Source organism: Bavariicoccus seileri WCC 4188, from assembly GCF_000421665.1.
Lineage (GTDB): Bacteria > Bacillota > Bacilli > Lactobacillales > Aerococcaceae > Bavariicoccus > Bavariicoccus seileri.
Window position 1 is genome coordinate 1 of the sequence record NZ_ATXL01000078.1, and the last position, 5065, is coordinate 5065.

General features: G+C 38.4%; 4 protein-coding genes. 2 read left to right on the top strand and 2 right to left on the bottom strand.

The window, feature by feature from the left end; all coding sequences use genetic code 11:
* Window positions 1-459 precede the first annotated feature (459 nt).
* Together H541_RS0110480 and H541_RS0110485 are read right to left on the bottom strand one after the other, a co-directional pair.
* Complete coding sequence (locus tag H541_RS0110480) at window positions 460-1650, bottom strand: hypothetical protein (RefSeq protein ID WP_022797239.1); 1191 nt, start codon at window positions 1648-1650, stop codon at window positions 460-462.
* 411 nt (window positions 1651-2061) lie between these two features.
* Window positions 2062-3402 (bottom strand): D-serine ammonia-lyase, encoded by a 1341-nt coding sequence (locus tag H541_RS0110485; RefSeq protein WP_022797240.1) that lies wholly within the window; start codon window positions 3400-3402, stop codon window positions 2062-2064.
* A 237-nt stretch (window positions 3403-3639) separates the two neighbouring features.
* Here H541_RS0110485 and H541_RS0110490 point away from each other — a divergent pair, with 237 nt between their 5' ends.
* The gene (locus tag H541_RS0110490) at window positions 3640-4689 is read left to right on the top strand and encodes a CdaR family transcriptional regulator (RefSeq protein WP_022797241.1); all 1050 of its coding nucleotides are present in this window, start codon (window positions 3640-3642) and stop codon (window positions 4687-4689) included.
* Between the two features lie 150 nt (window positions 4690-4839).
* The coding region (locus H541_RS0110495; RefSeq protein ID WP_026501786.1) for a transposase at window positions 4840-5065 on the top strand (226 nt) is incomplete at its 3' end.

Here is a 5065-nt window from a genome sequence, read left to right on the forward strand (position 1 = left end):
GGTATCCATTACTTCTTTAACTAAGACTAAACCCGAATCACTCGATAAACGACCACCTGTATGCGAAATGATGATGTTTGAATTGAATTTTACCTAATTTTTGTGTAAGCTAATCATGAAGAGAACTCCTTTCTTATGGTTGGTTTAGACACCTTTACCATATCAGAATGGGGTTCTTTTTTCATCACTTAACAGGTGAAAATGAAAAAGTAAATTTAAGCTGCCGTTAGGCAGTTGGCACATGTTTCAACGAAAAGTATGAATTGTTCAGGATAGAATTTAGAAAATTTTTAAAAACGATCAAGTACATATTATCATATAACATCTGAAAAGTCGCTTATCATTCTGAGAAAAGTTTCTTTCTGAAAACTTAATAGACTCTATTTTTAACTTATACTTCTGTATATCTCTTTGAGTTATATCTCTTTGCTATATCTTTAAGTTAAGGCTATCTCTGCGTTAACTTCTATGTCTATCTCCTTTAACGTTAAAAACCTTTCCTACAACTAGCAGCAGAGGCGAATACCACATCATCAACAACTGCGGGTCTACCATGGCATGAATAGCAACAAAAACAAGGGCAAAAAACCAATAATAGGATTTTACTGAAAGCAAATAACGTAAAGTCACTGTTAACAGAGTCAGCAAGCATCCAAAGTAAAGCCAGCCATGGATGATTAAGGTCTGAATATAGGCACTGTCTATATAATTATAACTGCCGTGTTTTAAAGAAGAGTTTAATTGGATTGATAGATTGCCCACCATCTTAATGGGGCGTCCCAAAGCTGTTATCCCAAATTCATGAAAAGCATTATTCGCCAGTTGTAGCCGATTACTCAGAACTGCATTGAGTTTCTCTAACATCGGTAACTGATCATAAAAATAGGACACCGTTACGATTGCTAGACTGGCCAACACAAAACTATAAATAAAGAGTGGTGCGAATTTAATGACCGCTTTTTTAAAGACCTCAAACGTGTTAAATAGCCACACGCATATTAAGAACAACGTACTAAGGTAAAAGGCATTTCGGGTATCCGTAAACAAATAAACAATGGCATTGAGTGTCCAAAAACCTATCACCCAATAGTGATTAAACCGCTCTTTCGTCACCACAACAACAGTCATCGTGACAAAGAAAAAAAGATGTGGTAAAAAGCTCGGCCAATTGAAGCCTAGTGCATATCGAATCCGCGTCGCCGTTGTAAAGACCGGACTCTCAATAATATTAAAGATGGCACTGCCAACTGTTAAAATCGTTAGGATTGTAGTAACCACCAGAAAAGCCTTCAGTAACTTCTTTAAGTCCACCGAACGCGCAGCAACCATTAATACTGCAATATCAAACAAGTAATATTCACGACTCATCACTGCAATCATGGCACTAAAAAGAATCCACATTATAGCCAAAAAACTAGCTTGATCAAAACGACTCGTTGCTAAAACACTGACCCCTAATCCAACGACCCCGATAATTCTCAAAACAAGGTTGACTTCCTGTGACATAAACAGCCCAAACAACGTCAAACTACCTATGAAAAAAGGAATGATCCATATGGTGTATGCCCACACCACTATCTTATCCACTGGTAATTTAGCGAACAGTTTATCTTGGGTCGTTTTTAATTTTGAAGGAAAACTGCCTAACATTTTAAACTAACTCCTCACCTATAATAATTCTCAACTACCTTACCATATTTGACAACTGATTTCATATCACCATTTTCCAATCAATAACGACTGGTAAAAGTATTAACAAGTATTAACAAGTTTAAACAACCTTCAACAACTTTATAAAATCTACATAACTAGATAAAGTTACAACTAAAATTACTATTCTTTCAAAAAAAACGAAGCCACAATCGTTAAGGATCTATCTCAACGGTCGTGGCTATCATTCGCTTGATTCTTTATCTCTAATTCTAAAAGACTACAAATCCACTCATTTTTACCATTTTTTTGCTACTACTGTTAAAGTACAAAATACTTGCTTCCTATAGTGACACAACACATCATGTATGATTAGAAACAACAGTAACTACAAGTCACTACAGCAAAAACTCACCGGCTCGAATCGATATACGTTTCTAAATAGTGGTCCATGACATCTTTTGGTACGAGTCTGCCACCGGTTGCCCAGGCAATGTGAGTGGCATGGGTCATTTTATCCTCATCCAGTCCCCATTCAGCGAGGTAGTCTCTGCCTGCTGGATAATCATATAATCGCGCGACGCCTTCAAAGGCTGAACAAGATGATGGTTCGATGTATAGTCCTTCTGAATGAGCTAGTTCCCGTAGATAATTAAATAATTCATGTTCTTTCACTGTAAAGATACCACTGAGCAAAGGTTTCATCACTTTGCCGACTAATGCTGATGGCGATGGGCAGGCTAATCCATCTGCCTCTGTTACACCATCTAACCCGTAGTCTTTCACCGATATTTTTTCATTCAATCCAGTTGCCATCCCAATCAACACACTAGGTATCCGTGCTGGTTCAACAAAAAATGAATGAACATGTTCACCAAATAATTTCTTCAAGCCAAACGTGATACCGCCAGCGGCACCGCCAACGCCACAAGGCAGATAGACGAATAAGGGATGGTCTGCATCAACCGTAATGTGTTCTTCCTCTAGTTGCTTGATCAACCGTTTCGCTGCGACGGCATAGCCCATAAATAAGGTCGACGAGTTTTCATCATCAATAAAGTACGACCGGTCATTCACTTCAGCAGCTAGACGGCCATTGCGAACTGCCTCCGTATAATCACTGTCATACTCGATTACCCTAGCCCCTTTTTGCCGTAACAAGTCTTTCTTCCACGACTTAGCATCTGCCGACATATGGACCGTAACATCAAACCCAAGTGTTGCCGAGATAATACCAATGGATAGCCCTAGATTTCCGGTTGACCCGACTTGGATATCGTATTGCGAAAAGAAATCCCGATACTTCGGTTCGGCCAGTTTACTATAGTCATCCGTTACTTTAAGAATACCAGCAGCCAATGCCAAATCCTCTGCTCGCTTTAAAACTTCATAGATGCCTCCACGGGCTTTAATCGAACCCGCGATAGCCAGATGAGAGTCCAATTTAACGTATAACTGACCTTTGATCAAATGCCGTTCTTTCATGCGCTCTTCCATCGCTGGAATCTTTTTAAGTGGCGACTCAATGATGCCATTCGTTTTTCTAACTTCTTCAAAATATTGCATCAAGAGGGGGGCAAAGCGCTCTAACCGTTTTTCAGCGTCATCAATATCCGACATGGTAAATGGATATGACTCCCAAACATTTTTGACACTTTCTTGATCTGGATTGACCCACAAGGTTCTTTTCAAAGCCTTGATGTCTTCTAATGTTTTTGGCTCTCTATACAGACTTCTTGGTATATCTAACATCCTTACCCCTCCTGATCCTAAATGATTGCATTTAAACTTTTACCACCTGCCAGATGGCATTAGCTGAAATGATTGATGCAACAGTTGATGAAAGATTGAGTCAACAATGATCGATAGTTGACAAACACTCTGATTTTATATCTGTTATTACTTGTTATTATAATGACTCTTCGCTACACTTTTTATAGTCTACAGACCAATAAAAAGCGGCTACATCTACCAAAATGGAGGGCTATGATGGATATACCTGTAAATCTAGCACAAAATATCGTTAAAACCATTGAAGCAAACATTGGATATCACATTAATTTCATGGACAAAAATGGCATTATAATCGCCAGTTCCGACCCTGATAGAATTGGAGACATCCATGAAGTTTCGGTTATTGTTCTGCGTACTAAAAGAGAATTTATCACTACCGCAGAAATGACCTATAAACACTCCAGAGAAGGCATTGACTTACCCGTAGAAGTCGACCAAGAAATTATCGGGACTATTGGCATTACCGGAAAAGTAGCTGCAGTTAAACTCTTTGGTCCGATTATAAAATCGATGTCGGAATTACTGATCAAGAACTATTTGTCAGATAACGAACGCCATTACCTCGTTGAACGCGAACGTCTTCTAGTTGAGCACTTGTTATTTTCGTCCAATATCCAGTTGACTCCAGATGAAGAAAAAAGACTGGTGCAGTTAACGCAAAAACCAACAGCTGTCGTCGTGTGGAAAAGTCCTATTGATGTTGCCCATAAATTCGAGATGGTTGATCTATTCCCTTATCTCAAGCGAATGCTACAATTTGAGCCCCACGTGATTTCGGTCTCAACAGACGAAATTATTTTGATCATTTCAACGACCGTTAGTGAACAGAGATTGAAAGAAATTTGGAAATCATCCTATCTTTCTGACTTTGTTATGGGGATTGGTCTGCCTATAGAAGCTCATGGTGATTTGATTGCCTCTTATAAAATGGCTGAGTTTATCGTAAGTGACTTAAAAGACAGCAGCAGATTTTCTTATCGTCATTTAAAAGATGAATACCTCCTCGCTACAGCCAATCCAACAGCTAAAAAGCAGTATCATACAGCACTCTTTCAGAATATTTCCCCTGAAGACTACCAAATGATTGTAGAACTACTTGATAGCTATGAGCGCTGTAATGGTAGCATTAAGCAGATGGCGAAAGAATTATTTGTACACAAAAATACGGTTCAATATCGCTTGAACCGTATCACTGAATTGACTGGATATAACCCAAGAAACTTGAGTAATTTTTACTATTCCTGAACAATTCATACTTTTCGTTGAAACATGTACCAACTGCCTAACGGCAGCTTAAATTTACTTTTTCATTTTCACCTGTTAAGTGATGAAAAAAGAACCCCATTCTGATATGGTAAAGGTGTCTAAACCAACCATAAGAAAGGAGTTCTCTTCATGAATAGCTTACACAAAAACCAGGTAAAATTCAATTCAAACATCATCATTTCGCATACAGGTGGTCGTTTATCGAGTGATTCGGGTTTAGTCTTAGTTAAAGAAGTAATGGATACCTTCAAGTTTTCTGATTTGGCAAAATCACTTCTGGACATTAAAGATAACCGTGCTTACTACACGCATGATAATTTAGCGATATTAGAACAGCTCATTATGCAACTGATTG